The organism is Capnocytophaga cynodegmi DSM 19736, assembly GCF_000379185.1.
GTDB classification, from domain to species: domain Bacteria; phylum Bacteroidota; class Bacteroidia; order Flavobacteriales; family Flavobacteriaceae; genus Capnocytophaga; species Capnocytophaga cynodegmi.
The window spans coordinates 2,501-5,133 of sequence record NZ_KB900730.1 but is presented as its reverse complement, the minus strand read 5'-3'; the positions used below and the strand labels follow the sequence as shown (position 1 = coordinate 5,133).

The following is a 2,633-nucleotide window of genomic DNA, read 5'->3' as shown; positions in this document are numbered from 1 at the left end:
AGTCATTAGTTAATAGGGATTAGTGATTAGTAATAAAGCAAAAAGTTCAAAAAAAATATTTTTGAAAAAAAAGTTCAAAAAAATTTGGTGGTTTAGAAAAAAGTATTACTTTTGCACCCGCAACTTAAGATAAGGTTGTGAATTTTGGAACAGACGAAATAGTTCATTGATATATTGTTGACAGCACAAAAATAAGATTTAAAGAATTATCCTAGAGTCAATTACTTTCTTTGGTTATAATATTAAAGATTTTAACGATGAAGAGTTTGATCCTGGCTCAGGATGAACGCTAGCGGCAGGCCTAACACATGCAAGTCGAGGGGTAGAGTGCTTCGGCACTTGAGACCGGCGTACGGGTGCGTAACGCGTGTACAATCTACCTTTTGCTAAGGGATAGCCCGAAGAAATTTGGATTAATACCTTATAGTATTATTTGGTGGCATCATTAGATAATTAAAGCTACGGTGGCAAAAGATGAGTACGCGTCCCATTAGCTAGTTGGAGTGGTAACGGCACACCAAGGCTACGATGGGTAGGGGTTCTGAGAGGGATGTCCCCCACACTGGTACTGAGACACGGACCAGACTCCTACGGGAGGCAGCAGTGAGGAATATTGGACAATGGTCGGAAGACTGATCCAGCCATGCCGCGTGCAGGATGACGGCCTTATGGGTTGTAAACTGCTTTTGTATGGGAAGAATAAGGTCTACGTGTAGATTGATGACGGTACCATACGAATAAGCATCGGCTAACTCCGTGCCAGCAGCCGCGGTAATACGGAGGATGCGAGCGTTATCCGGAATCATTGGGTTTAAAGGGTCCGTAGGCGGGCTTATAAGTCAGAGGTGAAAGCACTGAGCTCAACTGAGTAACTGCCTTTGAAACTGTAGGTCTTGAATGTTTGTGAAGTAGCTGGAATGTGTAGTGTAGCGGTGAAATGCATAGATATTACACAGAACACCGATTGCGAAGGCATGTTACTAACAAATTATTGACGCTGATGGACGAAAGCGTGGGGAGCGAACAGGATTAGATACCCTGGTAGTCCACGCTGTAAACGATGGATACTAGCTGTTTGGAAGTAATTTTGAGTGGCTAAGCGAAAGTGATAAGTATCCCACCTGGGGAGTACGCACGCAAGTGTGAAACTCAAAGGAATTGACGGGGGCCCGCACAAGCGGTGGAGCATGTGGTTTAATTCGATGATACGCGAGGAACCTTACCAAGGTTTAAATGGGAAACGACGTATCTAGAGATAGATATTTCTTCGGACGTTTTTCAAGGTGCTGCATGGTTGTCGTCAGCTCGTGCCGTGAGGTGTCAGGTTAAGTCCTATAACGAGCGCAACCCCTGCTGTTAGTTGCTAGCGAGTCAAGTCGAGCACTCTAACGGGACTGCCGGTGCAAACCGTGAGGAAGGTGGGGATGACGTCAAATCATCACGGCCCTTACATCTTGGGCTACACACGTGCTACAATGGCCGGTACAGAGAGCAGCCACTGCGTGAGCAGGAGCGAATCTATAAAGCCGGTCACAGTTCGGATCGGAGTCTGCAACTCGACTCCGTGAAGCTGGAATCGCTAGTAATCGGATATCAGCCATGATCCGGTGAATACGTTCCCGGGCCTTGTACACACCGCCCGTCAAGCCATGGAAGCTGGGGGTACCTGAAGTCGGTTGCCGCAAGGAGCTGCCTAGGGTAAAACTAGTGACTGGGGCTAAGTCGTAACAAGGTAGCCGTACCGGAAGGTGCGGCTGGAACACCTCCTTTCTAGAGAAGTCCAAAAGGTATTATTTTAGGATGAATCTTTAAATCTTGTGCGGTCAATATTCATAGGCTAATTAGAGGTTAGTGTTTGGTAGTTAGTATTTTGGAGTTACATAGACTAGTTGCTATTTGCTAATAGCTAGTGGCTAAAAAGATGCAGTCTCATAGCTCAGCTGGTTAGAGCGCTACACTGATAATGTAGAGGTCGGCAGTTCGAGTCTGCCTGGGACTACTGATAGTAATTAAGTTCATTGATAGAGATATTGAAAGGAAATTTTAGAGGTTGATGCTTTTAAGATAGGTAAGAGTTTTGGGATTGATATAAACTATTCCCTATTGCCTAACCCCTAATACCTATATTTATGGGGAATTAGCTCAGCTGGCTAGAGCGCCTGCCTTGCACGCAGGAGGTCAAGGGTTCGACTCCCTTATTCTCCACGAGATGAAGGATAAAGGATAAAGTAAAAAAAGGATAAAAATAAGACTTTATACTTTTAACTTTACACTTTATACTTTTGAAAGAGTTCATTGACATATTGGGATAAAAACACGAGAGATCAAAATAAGATTGATTAAATCGAGAAAAAAATAAAATATAAAAGAATCAAAGAGAACGAGGTACGCTTCTATCGATAGAAGCGACTACAAGCGCAATAAGTTATGTAAGGGCGTATGGGGGATGCCTAGGCTCTCAGAGGCGAAGAAGGACGTGATAAGCTGCGAAAAGCTGCGGGGATTGGCACATACGAGTTGATCCGCAGATATCCGAATGGGGCAACCCACTGCATTGAAGGTGCAGTATCCTTTTTATAGGAGGCGAACCCGCTGAACTGAAACATCTAAGTAGGCGGAGGAGAAGAAAACAA

2 tRNA genes and 2 rRNA genes (1 of these 4 cut by a window edge) are annotated in these 2,633 nt (G+C 44.5%); all 4 read left to right on the top strand.

The features are described from left to right. The first annotated feature begins 254 nt into the window (after positions 1–254). Positions 255–1,770 (top strand): 16S ribosomal RNA (locus tag YW9_RS0108635). 155 nt (positions 1,771–1,925) lie between these two features. Next, positions 1,926–1,999, top strand: a tRNA-Ile gene (locus tag YW9_RS0108630). A 132-nt stretch (positions 2,000–2,131) separates the two neighbouring features. Next, positions 2,132–2,205: transfer RNA gene (locus tag YW9_RS0108625), tRNA-Ala, on the top strand. Positions 2,206–2,418: 213 nt separating this feature from the next. Then, positions 2,419–2,633, top strand: a 23S ribosomal RNA gene (locus YW9_RS0108620); its annotated part runs 2,500 nt beyond the window's last position; the annotation flags it as partial.